This window comes from Bacillus sp. z33, assembly GCF_058313615.1.
Map to the genome: position 1 here is coordinate 1,089,461 of NZ_JBZFQN010000001.1, position 22,081 is coordinate 1,111,541.

Annotated in this window: 21 protein-coding genes; 4 read left to right on the forward strand and 17 right to left on the reverse strand. The window is 38.5% G+C overall.

Annotation, left to right across the window (positions count from 1 at the left end):
- Nucleotides 1-140: 140 nt before the first annotated feature.
- From dnaK to gpr, 8 genes are all read right to left on the reverse strand, one after another.
- Entirely contained in the window at nucleotides 141-1,964 is a 1,824-nt protein-coding gene (dnaK, locus tag AC4G3L_RS05160; RefSeq protein ID WP_491075900.1) for a molecular chaperone DnaK, read from the reverse strand.
- A gap of 37 nt (nucleotides 1,965-2,001) precedes the next feature.
- Nucleotides 2,002-2,583: a nucleotide exchange factor GrpE gene (gene grpE, locus AC4G3L_RS05165; protein ID WP_491075901.1), complete on the reverse strand. Its 582-nt coding sequence runs from the start codon at nucleotides 2,581-2,583 to the stop codon at nucleotides 2,002-2,004.
- Nucleotides 2,584-2,646: 63 nt separating this feature from the next.
- Nucleotides 2,647-3,681, reverse strand: coding sequence for a heat-inducible transcriptional repressor HrcA (gene hrcA, locus AC4G3L_RS05170; RefSeq protein ID WP_491075902.1), 1,035 nt, complete (start codon nucleotides 3,679-3,681; stop codon nucleotides 2,647-2,649).
- Nucleotides 3,682-3,784: 103 nt separating this feature from the next.
- On the reverse strand, nucleotides 3,785-4,915 hold the full coding sequence (gene hemW, locus AC4G3L_RS05175; RefSeq protein WP_491075903.1) for a radical SAM family heme chaperone HemW: 1,131 nt from the start codon (nucleotides 4,913-4,915) through the stop codon (nucleotides 3,785-3,787).
- Between the two features lie 96 nt (nucleotides 4,916-5,011).
- The gene (gene lepA, locus AC4G3L_RS05180) at nucleotides 5,012-6,847 is read right to left on the reverse strand and encodes a translation elongation factor 4 (RefSeq protein WP_491075904.1); all 1,836 of its coding nucleotides are present in this window, start codon (nucleotides 6,845-6,847) and stop codon (nucleotides 5,012-5,014) included.
- A 156-nt stretch (nucleotides 6,848-7,003) separates the two neighbouring features.
- Complete coding sequence (locus AC4G3L_RS05185) at nucleotides 7,004-7,336, reverse strand: DUF3679 domain-containing protein (RefSeq protein WP_491075905.1); 333 nt, start codon at nucleotides 7,334-7,336, stop codon at nucleotides 7,004-7,006.
- An 18-nt stretch (nucleotides 7,337-7,354) separates the two neighbouring features.
- Complete coding sequence (gene spoIIP, locus AC4G3L_RS05190; RefSeq protein WP_491075906.1) at nucleotides 7,355-8,527, reverse strand: stage II sporulation protein P; 1,173 nt, start codon at nucleotides 8,525-8,527, stop codon at nucleotides 7,355-7,357.
- Nucleotides 8,528-8,597: 70 nt separating this feature from the next.
- Nucleotides 8,598-9,689, reverse strand: a complete 1,092-nt coding sequence (gene gpr, locus AC4G3L_RS05195) for a GPR endopeptidase (protein ID WP_491076240.1) — start codon at nucleotides 9,687-9,689, stop codon at nucleotides 8,598-8,600.
- A 262-nt stretch (nucleotides 9,690-9,951) separates the two neighbouring features.
- Between gpr and rpsT the strand changes: the two genes are divergently transcribed.
- On the forward strand, nucleotides 9,952-10,218 hold the full coding sequence (gene rpsT / locus AC4G3L_RS05200; protein WP_491075907.1) for a 30S ribosomal protein S20: 267 nt from the start codon (nucleotides 9,952-9,954) through the stop codon (nucleotides 10,216-10,218).
- Nucleotides 10,219-10,649: 431 nt separating this feature from the next.
- On the opposite strand, the gene AC4G3L_RS05205 is transcribed toward rpsT, so the two are convergent.
- Nucleotides 10,650-12,137, reverse strand: coding sequence for an MFS transporter (locus AC4G3L_RS05205; RefSeq protein WP_491075908.1), 1,488 nt, complete (start codon nucleotides 12,135-12,137; stop codon nucleotides 10,650-10,652).
- A gap of 215 nt (nucleotides 12,138-12,352) precedes the next feature.
- Between AC4G3L_RS05205 and AC4G3L_RS05210 the strand changes: the two genes are divergently transcribed.
- Entirely contained in the window at nucleotides 12,353-13,636 is a 1,284-nt protein-coding gene (locus tag AC4G3L_RS05210) for a glycoside hydrolase family 18 protein (RefSeq protein WP_491075909.1), read from the forward strand.
- 66 nt (nucleotides 13,637-13,702) lie between these two features.
- On the opposite strand, the gene holA is transcribed toward AC4G3L_RS05210, so the two are convergent.
- Nucleotides 13,703-14,713: a DNA polymerase III subunit delta gene (gene holA / locus AC4G3L_RS05215; protein WP_491075910.1), complete on the reverse strand. Its 1,011-nt coding sequence runs from the start codon at nucleotides 14,711-14,713 to the stop codon at nucleotides 13,703-13,705.
- 305 nt (nucleotides 14,714-15,018) lie between these two features.
- Here holA and AC4G3L_RS05220 point away from each other — a divergent pair, with 305 nt between their 5' ends.
- Nucleotides 15,019-15,153: a YqzM family protein gene (locus AC4G3L_RS05220; protein ID WP_491075911.1), complete on the forward strand. Its 135-nt coding sequence runs from the start codon at nucleotides 15,019-15,021 to the stop codon at nucleotides 15,151-15,153.
- Between the two features lie 48 nt (nucleotides 15,154-15,201).
- Here the strand turns inward: AC4G3L_RS05220 and AC4G3L_RS05225 are convergent, their stop codons facing one another.
- The 3 genes from AC4G3L_RS05225 to AC4G3L_RS05235 all read right to left on the reverse strand — a co-directional run bounded on the left by AC4G3L_RS05225 (nucleotide 15,202) and on the right by AC4G3L_RS05235 (nucleotide 18,802).
- The gene (locus tag AC4G3L_RS05225) at nucleotides 15,202-17,502 is read right to left on the reverse strand and encodes a DNA internalization-related competence protein ComEC/Rec2 (protein ID WP_491075912.1); all 2,301 of its coding nucleotides are present in this window, start codon (nucleotides 17,500-17,502) and stop codon (nucleotides 15,202-15,204) included.
- Between the two features lies 1 nt (nucleotide 17,503).
- Complete coding sequence (locus AC4G3L_RS05230; protein ID WP_491075913.1) at nucleotides 17,504-18,073, reverse strand: ComE operon protein 2; 570 nt, start codon at nucleotides 18,071-18,073, stop codon at nucleotides 17,504-17,506.
- Nucleotides 18,074-18,151: 78 nt separating this feature from the next.
- Nucleotides 18,152-18,802, reverse strand: a complete 651-nt coding sequence (locus tag AC4G3L_RS05235; protein WP_491075914.1) for a helix-hairpin-helix domain-containing protein — start codon at nucleotides 18,800-18,802, stop codon at nucleotides 18,152-18,154.
- 96 nt (nucleotides 18,803-18,898) lie between these two features.
- Between AC4G3L_RS05235 and comER the strand changes: the two genes are divergently transcribed.
- A complete protein-coding gene (comER, locus tag AC4G3L_RS05240) occupies nucleotides 18,899-19,729 on the forward strand; it encodes a late competence protein ComER (RefSeq protein WP_491075915.1) in 831 nt (276 codons plus the stop codon).
- Nucleotides 19,730-19,842: 113 nt separating this feature from the next.
- Here the strand turns inward: comER and AC4G3L_RS05245 are convergent, their stop codons facing one another.
- Genes AC4G3L_RS05245 through AC4G3L_RS05260 form a run of 4 tightly spaced genes read right to left on the reverse strand, consistent with a single transcriptional unit; the run spans nucleotide 19,843 to nucleotide 22,074 of the window.
- Entirely contained in the window at nucleotides 19,843-20,595 is a 753-nt protein-coding gene (locus AC4G3L_RS05245) for a class I SAM-dependent DNA methyltransferase (RefSeq protein WP_491075916.1), read from the reverse strand.
- Nucleotides 20,592-20,945, reverse strand: coding sequence for a ribosome silencing factor (gene rsfS / locus AC4G3L_RS05250; protein ID WP_491075917.1), 354 nt, complete (start codon nucleotides 20,943-20,945; stop codon nucleotides 20,592-20,594). Before rsfS ends, AC4G3L_RS05245 begins: the two co-directional genes overlap by 4 nt.
- Entirely contained in the window at nucleotides 20,946-21,518 is a 573-nt protein-coding gene (yqeK, locus tag AC4G3L_RS05255) for a bis(5'-nucleosyl)-tetraphosphatase (symmetrical) YqeK (RefSeq protein WP_491075918.1), read from the reverse strand.
- Nucleotides 21,487-22,074, reverse strand: coding sequence for a nicotinate-nucleotide adenylyltransferase (locus tag AC4G3L_RS05260; protein WP_491075919.1), 588 nt, complete (start codon nucleotides 22,072-22,074; stop codon nucleotides 21,487-21,489). Before AC4G3L_RS05260 ends, yqeK begins: the two co-directional genes overlap by 32 nt.
- Between the last annotated feature and the right edge of the window lie 7 nt (nucleotides 22,075-22,081).

Consider the following 22,081-nt stretch of genomic DNA (forward strand, 5'->3'; position numbering starts at 1 on the left):
TTCTATATAGTCCGTCGTTTCACATAAAAAACATTGTACCACTTGAATAAGCCGTGGCGCAATATAAACAAAAAATGGAGAATTCGTTAAAAAAAGCCAAAGTCAAGGCTAGCCTGACTTTGACTTTTTACGTTCAATGATTATTTTTTGTCGTCGTCAACTTCAGTAAATTCTGCATCTACGACATCATCAGCCTTATTAGCACCTTCTTGGCCTTGTTGTTCTGCAGCTTGAGCAGCTTGCTCATATAGTTTCACGCTAAGAGCTTGTACAATTTCTTGTAACGCTTCTTTTTTCTCTTTCATTTCTGCAAGATCATTTTTCTCAATCGCGGCTTTTAAGGCATCCTTAGCTTCTGTTGCTTTTTGAACTTCAGCTTCGTCTACTTTACCTTCAAGATCTTTAAGTGTTTTTTCTGTTTGGAATACTAAAGCATCAGATTCATTTCGTAATTCTGCTTCTTCCTTACGTTGTTTATCTGCTTCTGCGTTTTCTTCCGCTTCTTTAACCATACGTTCGATTTCTTCATCACTTAAGCTTGTAGCTGATTGAATCGTAATCGCCTGTTCTTTATTTGTGCCAAGATCTTTAGCACGTACATTAACGATACCATTGTTATCGATATCAAATGTTACTTCAATTTGTGGGATACCACGCGGTGCCGGCGGAATATCAGTCAATTGGAATCGGCCAAGCGTTTTGTTATCCGCTGCCATTTGACGCTCACCTTGAAGAACATGGATATCAACGGCTGTTTGGTTATCAGCTGCTGTAGAGAAAATTTGAGATTTGCTTGTTGGGATTGTTGTATTACGGTCGATTAAACGAGTAAATACTCCTCCCATTGTTTCAATACCAAGAGATAAAGAAGTTACATCAAGTAAAACAACATCTTTAACGTCACCGGAGATAACTCCACCTTGGATAGCAGCACCCATAGCTACCACTTCATCAGGGTTTACCCCTTTATGAGGTTCTTTACCAGTTTCTTTTTTAATAGCTTCCTGAACAGCAGGAATACGAGTAGAACCACCAACTAAGATAACTTTATCGATTTCAGCTGGAGACAGACCTGCATCGCGAAGAGCCTGACGGGTAGGACCCATTGTTCTTTCAACTAAAGAAGCTGTAATTTCATTAAATTTCGCACGTGTTAACGTTACATCCATGTGTAATGGACCAGCTTCACCGGCAGTGATGAACGGTAAAGAAATTTGTGTGGATGTTACACCGGATAAATCTTTTTTCGCTTTTTCAGCAGCGTCTTTCAAACGTTGAAGAGCCATTTTATCTTTAGAAAGATCAATTCCATTTTCTTTGCGGAATTCTTCGATTAAATATTCCATTACGGCGTTATCGAAGTCATCTCCACCTAGGCGGGCGTCACCAGCTGTTGAACGTACTTCAAATACTCCGTCACCCAATTCAAGGATGGATACGTCAAAAGTACCGCCACCAAGGTCAAATACTAGGATTTTTTGATCTTCATCTGCTTTATCTAAACCGTAAGCAAGTGCCGCTGCTGTTGGTTCGTTGATAATACGTTCTACTTCTAGACCTGCAATACGGCCAGCATCTTTAGTCGCTTGACGTTCAGCATCATTGAAGTATGCAGGAACAGTAATAACTGCCTTTGTTACTTTTTCTCCTAAGTATTCCTCAGCATAGGATTTTAAATATTGAAGGATAATGGCAGATACTTCTTGTGGAGAATAATCTTTTCCTTCGATATTTACTGTATAGTCAGTACCCATGTGTCGTTTAATGGAACTGATTGTGTTTAAGTTTGTAATAGCTTGGCGTTTTGCTACTTCCCCAACTTGACGTTCTCCATTTTTAAATGCAACAACAGAAGGAGTCGTTCTATTACCTTCTGGATTTGGAATAACCTTTGGTTCTCCGCCTTCTAATACGGATACACAAGAGTTGGTGGTTCCTAAGTCAATACCAATAATTTTGCTCATTTACTTTAACCTCCCATTAATATGTAACACTGTTTGTTTATTGATTCACTTTAACCATTGCTGGACGAATAACGCGGTCTTTTAATTTATAACCTTTTTGGAATTCTTCAACAACAATATTTGAACCAAATTCTTCGTTATTATCTTGCATAATCGCTTGGTGGATATGAGGATCGAATTCTTTACCTACGGATTCAATTACCTCCACACCCTCTTCTTTCAAAGCTGTAAGTATGCTGGATAAAACCATATTCATTCCTTGTAGGATTGGTTTTGTTTCTTCAGTTTCAGTTGTACTTTTAAGCGCTCGATCAAAGTTATCGATAGCAGGCAAGAGATTAGTAACAAGAGATTGCGCTCTGTATTTTTGCGCTGCTTCTGCATCTAACTTGACGCGGCGGCGATAGTTTTCAAAATCTGCATAAAGACGAACATACTTGCCTTCAGCTTCCTGTACTTTTTTTTCAAGTTCAGCTATTTTGCTATCCCCTTTATTTTCGGAAGCTTCCTCAACGGTTTCACTTGTTTCAGCGGCTTCCTCTGAGGATGTATCATTCATATCATTTTTCCCTGCTTCATCAAAGATCTCTTCAATTGTTTCATTTTTATTTTCTGACACTGCTTCTCACCTCCCTGAAAGTGTTGATGTATATACGTTAAAGCAGTATTACTACTATTACCGTTACTTTTTATTTTGATACTGTTTTGTCAGCATCTCAGTTAAATCATTCGAAAAGAACGATAATAAACTCATAACTCTGGAATAATCCATCCGTGTGGGACCAAGAATGGCAATTGTACCAAGCTTCTCGTCTCCAATGGAATAAGTTGTACTGATAATGCTGCAATTTTCAAGCGCTAAATTATTATTCTCAGTACCGATTTTCACATTAATTCCTTCAGGTGTTTTGCTGACCAGTTCATACAAATCTCGTTCTTGTTCCATGATATTGAAAATCGCCTTTACTTTTTCAATATCATGAAATTCTGGTTGGCTGAGCATATTCGCCTTACCGCCAAAGAACAGTTTTTCATTCTCGGGCATTTGCAGAGAAGTTGCCAGCATTTGCAGAACCATATCATAATTCGTAATATGCTGTTTTAATAAAACAGCTACTTCCCTGAATATCTTATCTTTGAGTTGGACCAATGGTACACCGCTCAACCGATCATTCAGGATATTAACCACTCTCTCCATTTCATTCATATCAAATCCATGAGGGAGATGAATCATTTTATTCTCAACATGACCTGTATCCGTCACGATGATAGCAATAGCCTTATTTTTATCAAGCGGTACAATCTGGATTCGACGTAAGTGGTTCTCTAAAACAGCAGGTCCAAGCATGATTGCAGTGTATTTCGTAATTTCCGATAAAATACCGGCCGAACGTTGCACAATTTTCTCTAACTCAAATAATCTCTCTTTGAAAACAGATTTAAGCTTTAGAACATCATCCTTTTGCAGTTGCTGCGGTGATACAAGGTGATCCACATAATACCGATACCCTTTTTCAGAGGGAATACGCCCTGAAGAGGTATGTGTTTTTTCCAGATACCCCATTTCTTCTAAATCAGCCATTTCATTTCTGATGGTGGCAGAACTTAGGGAAATACCTTCTTTTTTGGAAATATTTCTGGAACCCACAGGTTGGGCCGTAGAAATAAAATCATCGATGATCACCTGTAAAATTGCCAGTTGTCTATTTGTTAACATCGATAATCACCCCTGTTAGCACTCTTTACTGTTGAGTGCTAAGTCTATAAATAAAGTAACAAAACCGCCGTTATGTGTCAACGGTTATGATTATGTTTTTTCCCTATAATAAAAATGCTTGAAACACTTCATTACCCATTAATTTACCGGAATCGGTCAATTTAACTCTTCCATCAGTAAGCTCCAATAACCCCTGCATAACCATTTTATTTATTGTTTCCCCAAATACGTCGTTTATATTTGCAGAAAATCTTTTTTGGAATTGTTCAGAAGAAACACCCTCCATCTTTCTGAGGCCCAAGAACATTTCTTCTTCCATTTGTTCTTTGCGTGTTACGGTAATTTGTTCAATAATAGGCTTCCGACCTTCTTGAATGGCATTCATATATTTCTTTAATGGCCCATGATTATGATAACGGACACCATCCAGGTACCCATGTGCTCCTGCACCAAGGCCATAATATTCTTCATTATTCCAATATACGAGGTTATGTCTGCTTTCAAATCCTTTTTTTGCAAAATTGGAGATCTCATACTGATGGTAGCCCGCTTCCCCTAAACGTTGCATCACATATTCATACATTGAAGCTTCAGCATCTTCCCCTGGCAATGTTAGCTTGCCTTTATTGAGCATGATATAGAATACCGTCTTCGGTTCAACAATTAAAGAGTATGCCGAAAAGTGAGGGAGATTCAACTTTAAAGCCTTGTCAACTGTATCTTCCAAATCATCAAGAGTTTGTCCTGGTAAGGAATAAATCAGGTCAATGCTAATGTTTTCAAAACCTTCTTCTCTCGCCATGTCAATCGTTTCATACACATCTTTCACATTGTGTGCACGGCCTATCTTCTTCAATAATTCTTCATTGAATGATTGTACACCTAAACTTAGTCGGTTAACGCCAGCTTCCTTCATGATTTTCAGTTTCTCTTTCGACAAATCACCTGGATTTGCCTCAACTGTGTATTCATAATCAGGCCTTAGCGCTATCTTTTCTTTCATGGAAAACAGCAATTGCTCTAGCTGTGAAGGTTCCAAAGCAGAGGGTGTACCTCCTCCGATAAAAACAGTGGACAAAGGTTCGTTTTGAGATAAATCATACAGATCCATTTCCTTTAATAAGGACTGGATATATCCATCCACCGGCTGATTTTGAATATAAAATTTATTGAAGTCACAGTAGTGACATATTTGTGTACAAAATGGAATGTGGAGATATAAACTTTTAACCAATTCCGACACCCCTTTCTTCTATCAGCGAAAACCGCTATACCTATCATAATAAAATAGAGGCCAGAACAAAAATGTCTGGCCTGCTCATTTGATATTTTATTTTTTTGGATTGGAGTCATCCATCTTCAGAACAGCCATAAACGCTTCTTGTGGAACTTCTACAGAACCAACTTGCTTCATGCGTTTTTTACCTTCTTTTTGTTTCTCCAATAATTTACGTTTACGTGAGATATCTCCACCGTAACATTTTGCAAGCACATTCTTCCTCATTGCTTTAATGGAAGAACGCGCAATAATTTTATTGCCGATTGCTGCTTGTATAGGCACTTCAAATTGTTGTCGAGGGATAAGCTCTTTCAACTTTTCTACAATAATCTTTCCACGCTCATATGCAAAATCTCTATGAACGATAAAGCTCAATGCATCAACGGTTTCACCATTTAATAAAATATCCATTTTAACCAGTTTAGATTCTTGGTAGCCAATTAACTCATAGTCAAAAGATGCATATCCTTTTGTATTTGATTTCAATTGGTCAAAGAAGTCATAAACAATCTCGGACAATGGAATTTCATAAATGATCGTCACACGGTTCTCATCAGCATATTGCATATCGATGAAATTCCCCCGCTTCGTTTGACAAAGCTCCATAATCGCACCGACAAAGTCATTTGGTGCCATCAAAGTTGCTTTTACATAAGGCTCCTCAATACGTTCAATCTTTTGTGGATCAGGCATATTGGATGGATTATCAATATTGATTTCACTGCCATCGGTCATTTTAACCTTATAAATTACACTTGGAGCGGTTGTTATCAAGTCAATATTAAATTCACGTTCAATTCTTTCCTGGACAATTTCCATGTGCAATAACCCTAGGAATCCGCAGCGGAATCCAAATCCAAGGGCCTGTGAGGTTTCAGGTTCAAATTGCAGAGAAGAATCATTAAGTTCCAATTTTTCAAGTGCTTCTCGTAAGTCGTTAAATTTCGCAGTATCTATTGGATATAATCCGCAATAAACCATTGGATTCATACGGCGATATCCCGGTAATGGTTCTGTTGACCCATTTTTGGCATTGGTAATTGTATCCCCGACTTGTGTATCACCAACAGTTTTAATAGCGGCTGTCAGGAAGCCAACATCACCCACTGTTAATTCATCACATAGTGTTGCTTTCGGTGTATGGACACCCACTTCGAGAACTTCAAATTCCTTACCGGTCGCCATCATTTTGATTTTATCGCCCGGCTTAACTGTTCCATCCATCACACGAATGGATACGATGACTCCGCGATATGCATCATAGATTGAATCGAAAATCAATGCTTTCAGAGGAGCTGCGGGATCGCCGGTTGGAGCGGGCACTTTTTCTGCAATCTGTTCAAGTATTTCCTCAATTCCTATACCAGCTTTGGCGGAAGTAAGGACAGCTTCCGATGCATCCAGCCCAATTACATCTTCGATTTCGCCGCGAACACGTTCCGGATCTGCGCTCGGTAAGTCAATTTTATTTATAATCGGCAGAATCTCTAAATCATTGTCTAATGCCAAATAAACATTGGCCAAGGTTTGCGCTTCAATTCCCTGTGCAGCATCGACCACTAACACAGCGCCTTCACAGGCAGCCAAACTTCTGGATACTTCATACGTAAAATCTACGTGTCCCGGAGTATCAATTAGATGGTAGATATATTCTTCTCCATCTTTTGCCTTATATTTTAATTGAACAGCATTCAATTTAATCGTAATTCCGCGCTCCCTTTCCAAATCCATAGAGTCAAGAAGCTGGTCCTTCATCTCTCTGGATGTCAGAGCATTGGTTTTTTCTAAAATTCTGTCCGCTAAGGTCGATTTTCCATGGTCAATATGGGCAATAATCGAAAAGTTGCGGATTTTACTTTGTCTCTTTAGCCGTTCCTGATTATTCATTATGTTCACTCCTGTTACTTTCAAACACAGATATTACTGATTATAGCAGAAATAAATTCAAACCGTAAACGGTTTAGGAAAAATGAGGTGAATTAATAGCAAAATAAAGAAAGCTCGCGGAGTATAAATACGTTCCGTACGAGCTTGATTCATCTATTATTCCTCTGAGATGATGTCGGCCATTCCTTTAAATAGCCCGGTGAAAACATTAGATATTCCTTTGCCCGCACTGGATAAGACATTAAAAGCTTTCCATTCTTCCATATCCTTTTTCTTTTCTTCCAGGTCCGTTGTAGAAACCTGATTTCCAAGAACAGTAGCATTAATATCTCCATCCTCTTGTTTATCGATCGTAAAAGCCTCATACATTTTTGGATCGTCATATCCTTGCATTTTTTTCATATTTTGATTGGCCAATTGCATTCCTAGTATGACCCCGAAAAGAAGGAGGAAAAGAAGCATACTTACTTTAAGAATAAATTTACCCATCTTAGCATTCTCCTTTATTCATTCCGCAGCATTCCCCTGTACTGGCTCAGCATTCCAATAGTGTTCAGCCAATACACCAGCTAACACTTCCATGGAAGCATTTAATTCGTCCAATGTATTATCTACTCCACCGGCTTCAACTAACATGGCGTTCCCGGATAAATCCTGATTAAACTTCCCATTCGTTCCTGCACCTCTTTTTTCAAAGACACCGCGACTTAAACCTGGATATTTTTCTGAAATTTTCTTATGCATTTCCTTTGCCAACTTTAAGTTCTGTTCATAGTTTGGATTTTCACCGCCAATAATGAAGCATAATTTGGCATAGGACTTACCATCTATCGTAATGGTTGTCACATTTTTCCGCTGTGAATCACGGTGTACATCGATAAAATATTTAATATTTTTATCAGTAGCCAACACTTCCTGGACAAGACTTCGTGATTGGCTGTATGAACTTCCATATTGCAGCCCTTTCTTGTTCAATATGGCATTAACGTCTGTTTTATCTACCTTTGTCATAATTCCTTTCGCTTCAAGCGATTTCTTTAGCTTATCACCGACAAGCGTTACATTTACTTTCGAATGAAAGGCAGAATCAGAATTCGTTACGCCCTTTAATAAGGGGAGATATGATTCCCTTGTATGCGAAAAATAAATATACATCACTTCTTCTTTCGTTTTCTGAATACCAGCCTGATCTGTCTTAACAAGTTCTTCTTCATCCACAATTTCCTCGGCCTCTGTATCTTTTTCCAAAGCTTCATCAGTTGGAGGAGACTCGATTGGCATATTTGTATAATCAGTCCCCTCCCCTGCCACTAAGATATCTCCATCAAACAAGGAATATCCAGGCAGCTCATGACCAAGTAAACTTCGCGGATCATTTAACGAGATATTTGTCAGGGATTGAAAAAGTTGACTCGAAACAGATTCCGTTTCTCCATCAGGGAAAGATTGTAAAAAATACATATTCCCTTTCCCTAAATATTTATACAGGAATTTACCAGGAACCTGTCCTGCTGCTTCATTAACTGAATCAGAACTCGGCCGATATTCCGGTTTGAGCGATGTCAGTAATCCAGTTATTAAAAAAATAAAAACCATTGTAACGAAAATGATAAATAGCAAACGAATAATGGTGGCTGCTTGAAGTGCTACTATGAAAAAGCTAGTTTTTTTGGCTTTCATGGTTCCACCCTTTCAGGAAGCATTCTAGTAAATTGTATGCTTTGATAGAGTAACTAGAACCATAACTAGATTAATGAGTGTAATAACCCGTATTATCTTGATTTATAGCCTCATGTAATGCTGCATTCATTCCATTAGCTATCAGGTTTGCCATTTCTTCTATGAATACATCTACTTCCTTTGGCGTAACCATTAAATTATGTCCCAAAGGGGAGAGTACTTCACGGATCAGCATTCTTTTTTCCTCATCAGACAATGTCCCGACAATACCAAGAAACGTCTTTTTATGCTCTTCCTCAGGTAAATCTTCTTCCGTTAATTTACGTTTTTCTCCAAACGTCATTCCAGCCGGAGTAAGCGCACGTGAAGGGCGGTCTCCTTCTTTTAATTCGCGTCCAAAGTGTTTCAAAATATAATCAATTGTATCTGAGGTAATGGATACGGCATCCACCACTGTCGGTACACCAATTGAGATCACAGGCACTCCCAATGTTTCTCTACTGAGTTCTTTCCGTTTATTGCCCACACCTGATCCAGGATGAATCCCGGTATCTGTAATTTGAATGGTAGTATTTACACGCTCAATCGAACGAGCTGCCAACGCATCTATCGCAATGATGAAATCTGGATCTATATTTTCTACGATACCTTTAATGATATCGCTTGTTTCAATTCCTGTAACACCCATAACCCCCGGTGATATAGCGCTGACCGGACGAAACCCTTTGGAAACAGCTTCTGGCTGAAATTTAAAAAGATGTCTAGTCACGATGAGATTATCCGTCACAGTCGGACCTAATGCATCCGGTGTTACATGCCAATTTCCCAAACCAACAACAAGACAATGTGCTTCTGAAGATAATCCTATTCTGTCTATTAGATAAGCCAGCTGTTTAGCAAATACTGCCTCAACTTTTTTTTGGAGCTCAGAATCCTGTTCACGGATCCCCTGAACTTCCATTGTTATATAAAAACCTTCTTTTTTCCCTACTTGTTTTTCGCCTTCTTTTGTTATTTCAAGATGTGATAATTTAATTCCGTCCATTTCCCGCTCTTTTAAAATGACTCCTTCAATATTCGAGGTGTCCGGAGCATCTGACAGCGGAATAGCCAGTTCACGTGCCTCTATAGCCAAATCGGTTCTAATTTGATATTGGCTCATATCTAAATCTTTATTCAAACGATTACCCCCTGAAATGATCTATAAGAGATATTTTTACCTTATTCCTTCCTTCTCATTCTTTTAATTATGTAAAGATACGATGCTTAACAGGAAAAACCGTTTATCATAATGGTTTTTTTCGATTTGATGCATCTGAGTATTGCATAAACACATACATTTTGATAGAATATCATATGTTGTGAATGTTATTTGATTAGAATATCGAGTTGACATAATCTCGGTTCTTCTGGAGGTGAATAGAATGGCTAATATCAAATCAGCTATTAAACGCGTTAAAACTAACGAAACTGCTAGAGCTAACAATATCGCTCAAAAAAATGCAGTACGTACAACCGTTAAAAAGGTAGAAACTGCAATCGCTACTAACGATGCTACTATCGCTAACGAATCTATCGTTGCTGCTGTTAAAGGACTTGATAAAGCTGCAACTAAAGGCTTAATCAGCAAAAATGCTGCTGCTCGCAAAAAATCTCGTCTTATGAAAAAAGTAAACAAATTAAACGCTTAATGAAACGTACCCTCTAGAGGGGCGTTTTTTTTTATTTTTATTCATTGGGCTTTGTTAATTTATTACCTGGTTGATAGTGGAGGATGGTCTAATACTCCCTTGCTATGAAAAGCGAAGCTAAGGGAGACCTCACAGGCGGTAAGCGAAGGCCAGGTACGGATATCAACATTTAAATTTAACAAAGCTATTTTTTAAAAAAATCGGTTTCTTATTTTTTATGGAGAAATTCTAAAAGACAGATCCAAATAGCAGCAACAATTGAATTTTGAGGAAGGTAAAAGAAATAGGTATACGAGCGGAAACACAGCTATATTTCAACTTTTAATATAGTCTTTAAAGATAAACCCCGTCCATATTATCACCACCTCCTCCCCGCTTCAAGCCTATACAAAAAACAGGAGCCTGATAGCTCCTGCTGAGAAAAATTCTACTTATCCTTGGGCACTCTCTTTAACAGTATCCGATTTTAATTGTTTCGCCTGCACACACATGACTATTGCACAAACAAGCAGTATGATTCCAATTAAGCAGAATTGCATAGATATGGAAGCCGGCACGAGCCCGAGACCTGATGAACCCGCTACTACCCCTAATGAAAATAACGCATAAAAATACCCATACGCTTTCCCACGCATCCTTTTAGTAGTCGATTGTACCAATAATGAATTTGCTGCAGGAAATAAGAAAGCAAACCCAATCCCGTATAAAACCATTATAGAATAAAGAAATATTAGTTCATTTGATTGCCCCAGTAAAATTTGGCTGATTCCCATGCATGCCAGTCCAATCGAAAAGCTTATTAATGGTGGAATACGATCGAAAAATTTATTCGTCGGCAAAACAAATATCGCTACAGCAACTAGTCCAAATATACTCATTAACGTACCGCTTAGTCGTGAACTATAGCCTAATACATCAACATGCAAGGGTAATAAATACGCAAGGGCCCCTTGTGAAAACATTAAAAAGAATGCTCCTGTGTAGGCCTGAAGTATTCCTTTATTAAAGATGAGCTTTTCTCTCTCCTCCATTTTGTGCTGTTTCGATTCAGAATGGGTCCTCAAAAACAACACCGTTGCAAACAATAAAATAATCCCGCACACAGCAATGGTTGTAAAAACAAATGGTACGGATGTCCTGCTGGCCATAATACCGCCATATGCAGGACCGCAAATAGCTGCCAACCCAATAAACGAACCTGTCACAGCACTTTGGCTGCCTTGCTTCTTACTATCCATTTGGTTCGCTAAGTACGTAAAAGCAGCAGGGACAATCAATCCTCCAAGAAAACCATGGAGAAAACGCACGATAATCAAGCCTGGCACATCGTTTACAAAATTATAAAGCAGCAAAGATGTGCTTGTCATGAGCAAGCCTGTACAAAGCACAATAAAAGCTCCATATTTATCCGTAAAAATACCAGACAGGATATTCCCAAAAGTATTGGTCAATGAATACATTCCCACAACAAAACCTGCAACCATTACACTTGCGCCAAGTGAAGTAGCATATGTACTCATAACTGGTAGCTGTGTAAATAAATCAATAAACGTAAACATGATAATGGCATATACAATCCACAGCTTTGGTAAGGGTTTTACATAGTAAGATGATTGACGCCTTTTTAGCCAAACATCAAAACAAAAATTACCAAACGGGATGAACGCAACTATAAGGGCCAATAAAGACCACCCAATATTCCACTGTATTCGAATTTGGGTATAAGCTATAGCTACTAAATAACCTATAAATATCCCACCATGAATGGAACCGGCAATCGTTACGGCAATAGGAAAATCCGCCCAATATTTAAGCGGCATGGCTATCCCCACTAACACGAGCAACGAGATCCCGTCTACGATTCCCATGATCCGTAGAAGGGGAATTGGATGTAATACTATGTTCTTCTTACTCAACATGACTTCACTCCTCAACGATGCAGCAATCTATTCATTAAAATTATAATCTATTCGTTATACCAAATTGAATAAAATAGTAAACTTTTGAGTTAAAAACATGAACATTTAACGAACTCTCTGTATTCTATCTCACTAGCGGCGATAGCCATTTTAGTTATTCTTATTCCTGCTTCTACATATATTGAATAAAAGAGGCATTGAAAGGAGTATAAGCAATGCAGATACATGTTGTCAGACAAGGAGAGAGTATTTATTCCATTGCGCAGACCTTTAACACGACAGCCGAACAGATTATCTCTTCAAATCAATTAGAAAATCCAAATGATTTGGTTATAGGTCAGGCACTTGTTATTCCGATTACAGGGAGCTATTACTTTGTACAACCAGGAGATAGCCTGTATACGATTGCCCGGAGATTTGGTACAACTACTCAACGACTAGCAGAAGTGAATAATATTTCATTAAACACACCATTAACTGTTGGGTTGAGACTGTATATCCCTCCAATCCCTAAACGTGAGGCTGAATTTAATGCATATGTGGAACCAAGAGGAAATGCTGTTTCTCCCAACCTGGAACGAGAAGCAAGAATTGCAGCACCTCACCTTACATATTTATCACCGTTCAGCTATCAGGTTCAACGCGACGGTACGCTAAAACCGCCTCTTTTGGGTAATTTTCCGACTATAGCAGCCAACGCGGACAATGTACTGGTTATGGTTGTGGCCAATTTAGAAAATGATGCATTCAGCGCTGAACTCGGTGCACTCATCTTAAACAACACGGATATTCAAAGTAAATTGCTTTCCACAATTGAAGAAACGGCCAAAGCTCAAGGATTCAGAGATATTCATTTTGACTTTGAAAGCCTGCGAGGGGAAGACCGAGAGGCTTATACGAATTTCTTAAGGAAGGCGAAGGAGCGGTTTTCACCTCAGGGCTGGCAGGTTTCAATTGCGCTAGCTCCTAAAACAAGCGCTACTCAAACAGGCAAGTGGTATGAGGCACATGACTACAAAGCACAAGGTGCAGTGGTAGATTGGGTGCTCATAATGACGTACGAATGGGGCTATAGCGGCGGGCCGGCACAGGCAGTATCACCAATAGGACCTGTTCGTCAGGTGCTTACGTATGCAATCTCAGAGATCCCATCACGTAAGGTTATGATGGGGCAAAATCTGTATGGATATGATTGGACACTTCCATTTGTGCAGGGCACCACAGCCAGAGCCGTTTCTCCTCAGCAGGCAATAAACCTTGCACGGCGTAATAACGTACGTATTCTTTATGATAATAATGCACAGGCACCCTATTTTAGATACCGGGATGCTGAAGGGAAAGAACATGAAGTATGGTTTGAAGATGCCCGCTCCATACAGGCAAAATTTAATCTCTTAAAGGAATTGAATCTTCGGGGGATGAGTTATTGGAAATTGGGATTATCATTTCCGCAGAATTGGCTCTTGATAGAAAACAACTTTACAACCATTAAAAGATAGCATTACCACTATGAAAGGTATCATGCCATGGCCATGATACCTTTCGTTTCAACAGGTACTTAAATTTTAGGATTTTAATATAAACAGCTCTAAAAGAATTTCTTTATCACCTGCACCACTCTTCATTCTAAAGTCGAGTTCGGCTAATTCGCCAAGAGCACGCAATAACTTCATATCAGAAAAATCATTTACACGCTTCAGAGCCAGTTTAACCGGATAAGGACTCATTTTTAATTTGGATGCGATTTGCTGGAAACTGTATCCTTGCCCCGATAACTTTTTAACCTGTAAAATAATTCGATATTGCCGAGCGATGGCAGCCAATATTCGAATCGGTTCTTCTTTTAATATCAATAGCTCTTTGTATAACTGGACGGCTTCTTTTTTTTGACCGTTCATAATATAATCGACCAAATCAAAGACATTCTGGTCAAAACTTTTAGGAACAAGTTTATTGACCATCGACTTGTCAATCTCCTGTTCGACTGTCGCATATAAAGCGAGCTTTTCTAATTCTCCAGCAGCCATCATTAAATGATTCCCCGTTAGGGATAATAAGGTTTCCACCGCATCAGGTGAAATTTTCACTCCTAAAGATTTAGCATTTGCCATTAACCATTTCGTTAATTCCTTTTCATATAAAGGTTTTGCTTCCAGGACAGCGGAATTACGCTTCAATTCTTTTGTTATTTTCTTCCGCTCGTCCAGTTTTGGATACGGGGCAATAAAGACGGCAATCGAAGTTGGTGAAGGATTAGCCAAATAACTTTCCAATCGCTTCAAATCATGATCGACCTTTTCTTTTTTTCTTTCAGCTGTTAAAAATGTGGGATTATGTAAAATAACCACCCTGCGCTCCCCGATAAACGGTAAAGTTTCCAATTCTTCTATTGCTAATTCCACAGGAGTTTCTTCTAAATCAACTGTTGCCAAATTAAACTCTGCTTCGTCCTCTGATAAAGCATGCTCACAGATCAATGCTTTGGTCTTTTTTATAAAATACTCTTCTTCCCCATATAATAGATAGACAGGACTAAACCGTTTACTTTTAATTGCGTTCCATAAATCTACTACCACAATAATCGCCTCTGTTTATAATTTGCTCCTTCCATCCTAATCGTAGCCATCCATTTTGACAAGTATTACAATAGGAACCGGAAAAAATATCCGGTTCCCACAATCTATATCAACGCCTTCTTGCCGGCCCCGGGACACCAAACAAAAAAGCGAAAAAGCGCTATAGATCAACCTCAATTTCAATTTTTCTGTTTTATAAGGATACATTTATTTGTAAAACATAAGGATATATTGATATAAATTGGAGATTGTGGATTTTTTTTACTAAATGTTCTATACTGAAAATGTGGTCGGGGGGTGGATTAATGAACGAGTTTGAAAAGAATGTACAATCAAAGACAAATGACGTGTCAGATTCCATCATGGGATTTGTTGTATCATTTGGTTTTTTCGCTACAATGTTTATTATTGCTATGGTCATACAATTAATCGGTAAATAGTTCATTTCTTCAAGCGGCCTCATGGCCGTTTTTCATTTCCTACATATTCTATGGACTTTGAATAGAAAGCGTTCCATCTTTTTTGCTCTTATACTTATACTGAATACTGCCCTGCAAATCCGTTCTGTAAATGATGATCTCTTCATCATGGAGCAATTCAATGACTTCCTCATGCGGGTGCCCAAAGCGATTATCTCTACCTGATGATATAACAGCGATTTTTGGCTCTACTGCTCTTATAAACTCTTCTTGAGTTGAGTTTCTGCTGCCATGATGACCCACTTTTAAAACGTCAGCTTTCAGATTCGTTTTATTTTGCAGCAGTTTGGTCTCTCCGGGCTCTCCCAAATCTCCAACAAGCAACCAATCTATTTGGTTGATATGTGCCTTCATCACAATTGAAGACTCATTCTTTTCTTCAACCTTATCTACCGGCGATATAACAGTAAATTTAGCGTCTCCAACACTCCAATCCATTCCGGCCTGCACTTCTATGATCGTAATTTGACGGCTAATCGCTTTTTTTATTATTGCTGTCTCCCGAAACTCCTCACGTTGTTCAAATGGAATCAAAATTTCACGAACCTTCAATGCTTCTACGATGGCTCCAGCACCTCCTATATGGTCCTGATCCGCATGTGTAAGTATTAACTTATCAATCACCTTAATGCCTTTACTTTTTAAATATGGCAAAATAATATCTTCTCCGGGATCAAACTGCTTTTTTTGCAATGCCCAGTTCTCCTTTCCAAATAGAGTGGCGCCACCCGTATCAATAAGATAGTTCCCTTCATTATGAGGCAATTGAATGAATGTCGCATCTCCCTGCCCCACATCTATAAATGTTACCTCTCCTTTTTTCGAGAAAAGCTGATGGTTATATTGATAACAGAGCAACAGTAACGTTATCAGGCAGACGGTGATGAGCCGTTTTGAGTGAATCTCTATTACAATTAAAATAAATACAAAACAAAGCACGATCAATACCAAGATCAGATTGGAAGGTTTACCAAATAAAAGGGTGGTAACAGGCAAATCTGACATAAACGCTGTTGATTCCTCCAATAAAATATAAATCGTATCCAGCAGCTGCAAGGCAGGATGAGTTAAAAAATCAACATTCACGAATAGATAAACACCAATCGTTAGAGGAAACAATAAATAGGTAAACAACGGAACATAGATTATATTAGAAATGAAACTAATGAGGGAAACTTCATAAAAATAATAGAGAATGATAGGAAGGGAGATGATTTGGCAGATTGCCGTCATAATCAGGAGGTTTGCTACTGGTGAATGAAACCCTCTCTGAAAAATTCTCGTGGAAAGAATCAGCCCATATGTCAGCAAAAAAGATAGTTGAAAGCCTATTTGAAATAATTGGAATGGATTGATGAGCAAATATCCCATTAAACATATTGTTATCGTCTTAAATGCAGTCAAACGCAATCCGATAAACTGACCAAACATAAAGACTGCTGCCATTACGCATGCTCTGACAATCGACGCTGACAAACCGGTAATGACTGCATAAAACGGAAGCAAACAAGCCAGTAATAAGTAGGTATAACTGCGAGTTAAACCAATCCGTAAAAAGCTATAAAACAAAATAGCTGCCACTAACGCAACTTGCATTCCAGATAAGGCCAATATATGAACAATCCCAAGCTTTTTAAATTGGTTATACATATCCTCCGATATATCCGCTTGTTCACCAAAAATAAGTGCTTTAGTAAAACTGCCCGAGCTGTCTGAATATAACTCGTCAATTCGCTTTAACTCCCGCTCTCTCATTTGAGACAGTTTTACAAACAAATTACCACTTTCTGTGGATATATCTTCCTTATCTTCGATTTTCAATATCCAATGGGCTCTCTGGAATCTTAAATAGTTAAAAAAATCAAATCCGTTTTCGACTGTCGCATGAGTTGGTTTTTCCAGATTCCCAGTTACACGGAAGGTTTTTCCGGTAAAGATCATATTATTAAGTTCAGTTGCCTCTCCCTCATGATCCATCCGATAAGTAATCCAAATATGCTCATTATTTGATAGTTTAGCGAGACCGCTAACCTGGTCTCCATTAATCTTAGGGTAAGTAGAAAAACTAATTTGGAGATGTGTCTCCTCACCGGTCAAGAGACTAGTATTAGATTGATTCCAAAAATAGCTATGCAGACAAAAAATAGCGAAGATGACAAATAGGAGAGACGATTGCTTAAACGGAAATTTTTTTAAAATGAAACAAAATGTGAGGATCAGTAAAAGTAGAAAGGATTTATTGATATAAATGGGTGCTGCAACCCCTAATACTGTGATTACAGCACAATAAAATAAAAACTGATTGCTCATATCACTCAAATTGCGGGAACAAGTTTACTGCCTCATCCATATAACGAGCAAGTTCTGAGTCAGATGCTCCTCTTTCTTTCAGCTCATTAATAAGCTCCATTACAAAGTTCATTTTCTTTGTATCATGGAAATCAACCCATTTTTCATCTATCATCACTTGTTTAACCAGTACGCCCGCCTGCTCGAATAATTCTTCAGCATATGGATGATTCTTATAGGCTTCTGCATAATAAATCTTTTTAATTCCCGCTTGGATCAAGGCTTTACAGCACTGCAGACAAGGGAAATGAGTAACATATATCCCTGCACCCTCAGTTGGCACTCCAAATTTAGCACACTGCAATAAAGCATTCATCTCAGCATGAATGGTCCGAACACAATGGTTGTCAATAACATAGCAACCTTCATCCACACAATGGACGCCACCAGCAATCGAACCGTTGTACCCACCGGCAATAATACGATTATCTCTTACGACTGTAGCTCCTACCATCAACCTTGTACATGTACTTCTTAATGCGAGTAAGTGGCTTTGTGCCATAAAATACTGATCCCAGGAAATACGCTCCATTTCTCTCTCCTCTTTCTAAAACAATTAGCTTTCCTACACTTTAACAAGAATTATATAGAATAGACAACCATTCTTCTCTTACTTTACAGTTATTAATTCCTTTAGCTTTTCGAATGTTTTATCTCCTATACCTGTTACTTCTTTCAGATCTTCTACATCCTTAAATGTTCCGAGTTCTTCCCGTTTCTGCAAAATAGCAGTCGCTTTGCTTGGGCCAATTCCCGGAAGTTCCTGCAATTCTTCGGATGTGGCTTTGTTTAAATTGATTGTACCATCTGCCTTGTCTGCCGCTACATCCCCGGAATTTTCCACTGCAATTTGGTTGGAGGTATTATCCACCACTTCCCCTTTTGTCGGGATATAAATAACCATCTCATCTTCAACCAGTTGTGCCATATTCACTTGTTTACTGTCAGCCCCATTTTTAAAACCTCCTGCCTTTTGAATAACATCTGTCACCCGGTCTCCTGTTGCAAACTCATATACTCCAGGTTTTTGGACAGCGCCTTTCACATCAACCTTATAAGTTGTTACTGTTTCAGGCACAGTCGCCGGCTTTTCAATTTCCTCATTCTTTACTTCACTCTCCTCCGTCCAATTAATTGCACTTTCCTCCCTTTGCCCTTCTTCGCTTTGTGTATTCCAAAAAAATAGTGCAGCACAGGCTACTCCAGCACCTGCTAGTAGTATTCCATTTCGGCGGATAAACTGTACGATTTGATCATTCAATTGTTTCACGCTCCTCTTCATAATTATTGGTTGTTTGCATAGATTGGTTATAAACAATAGTGGATATCGGGATATTCATTCATAAGGAGGATTTATATGATTACCGGCATTATTGGCACAGGTAATATGGGGACCATCATGATTCAAAGCTTAATTGAGTCATCCGCAGTAAGAGCAGAGGATTTAGTAATTACGAACAGAACTTTACATAAAGCTCAATCCCTGGCTGCTCAATTTCCAGGAATCAATGTAGCCCATTCGAGTATTGAACTTGCAAAACAGGCTGATTTAATCTTTTTGTGTGTAAAACCACATGAAATGTTCCCTTTAATTGAGAACCTTGAACCTTATCTAACAGTAGAAAAATGTTTGGTATCGATTACAAGCCCAATTTCTATAAAACAATTGGAAGCTACGGTTTCCTGTTCTTGTGCCAGGTTTATACCTTCCATCACTAATCGTGCTTCATCAGGTGCTGCACTTCTGACATTCGGCGAATCCTGCCGTCCATCGTGGCGTAATTATCTTCAGGATTTATCATCCTTTATTTCAAAACCACTGGTAATCGAAAATGACTATACAAGAGTTTCTTCTGATATTGTAAGTTGCGGACCGGCATTTTTTAGCTTTATTGCGAGAAAATTCATTGAAGCAGCAGTTGACCATACTGGAATAACGACTGAAGCAGCCACCCAATTAACTGAATCCATGCTTATTGGTCTTGGTGAATTATTACATCAACAACACTACACATTGCCTGCTTTACAAGAAAAAGTTTGTGTTAAAGGCGGGATTACAGGTGAGGGGATTAAAGTATTAGAGAATGAATTGGGAGATGTGTTTAAACATCTCTTTCAGGCTACACATCGTAAATTTGAAGAAGATTTGAAAGGGATCGAAAATCAGTTTGGGGTTCCATACTATTAATAAATTCTCACATGGTTTGTAAAAATCCTTTATGAAAAGACACGTATTTATGAAAAATTTGTGTCCAATACGTAAAAAACCCAGGAACCAATACGTTTCCTGGGTTTTTATCTTTATTTTCTTTTACAAACAAAAAAGATTCTTTCAGCCTTTTCAAGGGAATTTCCTCCGAAATCCCCCATCAATTCTACGATTTCGAATCCAATTTCATCAAGCCATGCTTTATACATTTCAATTGGGTATGTACGTTGAAAATGGTCCTCGTCAAACCTGCTATACGCATCAAGCTCCTGATCATATACAAAGAAAGTCAACTCATGCACAACACTGTGAGGCACATCCGTCCCCTTCCAAGCGTTCCAAATGAAAGAAATATCATCTCCGTTATCTGCATAAGTCTGATCATTAAAAAGGGTAGCCATTTTATGAACCGAATGGACATCAAATATAAATAAACCATCCTCTTTTAAATGATTCAAAACACCTGCAAATGTAGCCTTCACATCATTTTCATCGGCTAAATAATTTAATGAGTCACAAAAGATGACAACTAAATCATACTGCTCAAGTCCATCTAAAACTCTCATATCCTGATGATAAAACGGGATGTTCAACTGTTTCTCGTTTGCTTTTTGAATGGCAACCGCCAACATTTCTTCTGATAAATCGATGCCAGTTGGATGGAAGCCAGATTCTTTCAAACGGATAGCAAGTTCTCCTGTTCCACACCCAATATCAAGAATTAGTTTTTCACCTAATTGATATTTCTGAGCAATTTTCTCTACAAACTCAACCCATTCCTGATAAGGAGCATCTTTCATCAGATAATCGTAAACATAGGCAAAGTTTTGATAATTCAAATTCATAGATTAAAATCCTGCAAGGAAACTTCTGGGGCATCTCCCCATAATCTTTCCAATTTGTAATAAGAACGGTCATCCTTATGAAAAATATGCGCTACCACGTCCCCCATATCTACAAGAATCCATCGCGCTTCATCAAAGCCTTCCATACGACGCAATGTTGCTCCCGATTCTTCAACCTTCTCCTTCATTTCACGCGCTATAGCTTGTACTTGTTTGTCTGAGTTCCCATGGCAAATAATGAAGTAATCTGAGATTAAAGAAATCCCTTTCATATCTAAAACAAGAATTTCTTCCGCTCTTTTATCATCAGCAGCTTTTACAGCTACTTGTAATAATTCTTTCCCATTCATTTAGTTGCTCCTCCCTAATTGCATTGCAAGATCGTTATAGGCATGAAAGGTGTCTGGATAGATCCTTTGATTTTTTTTAATTAAAAATATGATTGTATTGCCCATTGCCTGAAGCACAGCTTGATCTAAGCTTTCCATAGCCAAGGTTCTCACTTCATCTACTCCAGGGAAACTTCTCCCAGGCTCTATATAATCAGCCAAATATATGATCTTATCAAGCATACTCATCCCAACACAGCCAGAAGTATGGTTTCTGATTGCTGAAAGTATTTCCTCATCGTAAATATCTGCTTCTTTCTTAACTAAAACAGCTCCAACCGGCGCATGCCATACTTCTGAATTATAATCCAATAGGTCCGGTGGGAGATGCTCACTCTTTATAATTTCTACCATTTCATCCAGAGGACGGTATTTGGCATAGTCATGCAGGATCGCTGCCAACTTCGCTTTCTCTGTATCTGCACCATAACGCTCTGCCAATTCCTGAGCACTTTCCATAACACCCAATGTATGAATATATCTTTTGTCAGGCAATTGCTGCCTAACCAATTCCAGTGCTTTTTTTTGATCCATATAAATGATTCTCCTCAATATATAGCTTTACCGCTTCAGGCACCAAATAGTTAATTGTCTTTCCCTTGCTTATTTTTGTACGAATCCAGGAAGAGGAAACAGCGATTTCCGGAATATCCACCAATTTGACGGGATAGGATGTTTCCGTACTGTATCCCGGACGTCTAACGCCAATAAAGCGGACTAATTGACTCAATTGGTCTATATCTTTCCACTTAGGTAAGTATTCAATCATATCGGCGCCGATAATGAAATATATTTCTGAATCGCCTTCCCGTTCTTTCATAAGTTTAATGGTATCTATCGTATACGATGGTCCTGTTCTTTCCCATTCAATCGTATCAATAGTCAAATATGGATTCGTACCAATTGCTAAGGTAAGCATATCAAAGCGTTCTTGATTAGTCGTTGATGTTTTGGTTTTATGAGGGGGCACATTATTGGGCATAAAACGTATCTCATCTAACCCCATATGCTCCCTGACTTCATTAGCAATGATTAAATGGCCGATATGAGGTGGATCGAACGTTCCGCCCAAAATTCCAATTTTCTTCATATTGAGT